Origin of the sequence: Aquiflexum sp. (assembly GCF_041749095.1) — a bacterium.
GTDB lineage: Bacteria > Bacteroidota > Bacteroidia > Cytophagales > Cyclobacteriaceae > Aquiflexum.
Map to the genome: position 1 here is coordinate 1 of NZ_JBGTCA010000154.1, position 2,465 is coordinate 2,465.

The 2,465-nt window shown below is 40.4% G+C and carries 1 protein-coding gene; it reads left to right on the forward strand.

The genetic code is table 11. The features are described from left to right. On the forward strand, positions 1 to 2,317 hold a 2,317-nt coding region (locus tag ACEW8O_RS07770), incomplete at its 5' end, for a M1 family metallopeptidase (RefSeq protein ID WP_373494053.1). Between the last annotated feature and the right edge of the window lie 148 nt (positions 2,318 to 2,465).

A 2,465-nucleotide genomic window follows, 5' to 3' on the forward strand; every position in this document is an offset into this window, starting at 1 on the left:
TTTGTTGATAACCTATCCTGATTATCTACAGATGGTGATGTTGGTTTTTGCTGTTCACCTGATTTTCAACAATAAGTTTGCAGGCCACGCAGCAAGCATTGCAGTTTGGGTAGTGATAGGGTTGGTATTGGATTTAGCCAAAGTCAACTTTACCATGTTTAAATATTCCTTTAAGCCGAGTTATCTTTGGTCAGACATGAATGGACTGGGTCATTTGGGTAAACCCTTATTTTGGTTTAACTTTTATTGGACTGCTTTTGGCCTGTTTTTGGTCCTGTTTTTCAGTATCTTCTTTACACGGGGTTCGGAAACAAATTTTTCAAGCAGATGGAAAATAGCAAAACAGCGGCTTCGTTCTCCTGTTGTCAAGCTGTCCATGGTTTTTCTTTTAATTGCATTTGGTTCAGGTGCTTTCATTTATAAATCAGTAGTGTATGACAATGGATATCTGACTATTCGGGAGGGTGAAAAAAGAAGTGCCGATTATGAGAAACAATTGAAGCACTATCAATTTATACCACAGCCTAAAGTAGTCTCGGTTTTTTTGATAGCAGATGTTTATCCTGAAAAAAGAAATGCGGATTTCAAATTGGACATGACGATTGTAAACAAAACCGACAGCCCGATTGATTCCCTGCACATGCATTCCAATTCGCTTTCTAGGTTTGAGATTCTTTATGATGGAAAGGCACTGGAGTATAGATTTCCTTTAAGTTATGACAAACGGAAATTTGATATTCTCAATAAATACAAACAAAAACATTGGTACAAAATTTTGGCACTTCCTAAAACCATGCAGCCTGGGGACACCTTGCAGATTCAGGTTTTGGCCAATGTGATCAATAAAGGCTTCCCCAATTCCGGATATGGCAGGGACATTGTGCACAATGGAACCTTTACCAGTGCTTTCTTGCCAAGTTTTGGCTATAATGAATCCCTTGAGTTGAGTTCGGATGAAATCAGGAAGAAACATGATTTAGATCCAAAAGATACCGATCTTCCCAAACATGATGATCCTTTTGGATTACGAAATCTGCTGTTTTCACAGGATGCGGATTTTGTAAATTTTGAAGCAGTCGTAAGTACTTCTCCCAATCAAATCGCTGTGGTACCGGGATACCTTCAGAGGGAATGGACAGAAAATGGTAGGAGGTATTTCCATTACATTCAGGATACACCTATCCAATATTTCTTTTCTGTGGTATCAGCAGATTATGAAGTCCTGCTGGATGAGGCAGAACTACCTGATGGACAAAAAGTAGCGATAGAAATTTATCATCATCCGAGGCATACTTTTAACCTTGATAGATTTCTGGCAGCTTATAAAGACGGGCTGGTCTATTTCTCAGAAAAATACAGCCCTTTCCAGTTCCGACAAATGAGGATTCTGGAATTCCCGCGTTATGCAGGGTTTGCCCAGTCTTTTCCCAACACAGTACCATTTTCCGAAAGTTTTGGTTGGATAGCTGATTTCAGTGACCCCAATAGTTTTGACTATGTGTATTTTGTGACGGCCCATGAACTTGCCCACCAATGGTGGGGTCATCAGATAGCACCAAATTATACTAGAGGTTCTAATTTGATTTCCGAAGCTTTGGCTGAGTATTCAGCGCTGATTTTAACCGAAAGGGCTTATGGCAAGGACAATATGAAGCGCTTTCTCAAGGAGGAATTGGACGGATACCTTAGAGGCAGGTCCAATGAAAGCAAAAAGGAAAATGCTTTCATCAATGCGGATAGGGGATATATCTGGTACCAAAAAGGTTCTTTGGTGCTTTATGCTTTAAGGGATTATATTGGAGATGATGCCATAGATTCGGCTTTGAAAGGATTTGTGGGAGAGTTTGGCCTGAAAGAAACCCCTCCCTTTGCAGGTAGTTCTGATTTGCTTAGATATTTGACACAAAATACCCCTGATTCCTTGCATTATTTCTTGGAAGATACCTGGCATAAAATCACCCTTTATGAAAATAAAGCTGTAGAAGCCACAGCTGAAAAAACCGGGGAAGAAGAGTATTTGGTGACATTGAACGTTTCATCTCAGAAATTATATGCAGATAGTCTTGGTCGGGAAACCCCTGCAATTTATGATGGGGACTATTTGGACATTGGCATTTTTGCTAAAGAGGATAAAGATGAAAATGGCCGAAACAGGACCAATCCGCTATACATCCAAAAACACAAAATAACTCCGGGAGAAACCAGACTTCAGATCAAAGTGCAAGGCGGAGTGCCTGTGAAAGCAGGAATTGATCCTTACAACAAGCTTATTGACAGAATACCGGATGACAATGTGATGAATGTAAGTGTGAATTAGAACTTTCAACCTTTGAGGTCTTTTTCAGACCTCGAAGGTTTTTTCCTGATAGAGCCAAGAACCAAGGCCTGTCCCGAGAATCGGGAAGCCAAGAACCAAGAAAGAGAAAAGAATCAAAACCTGCCCCGATGCTTTTATCGGGGAGCCA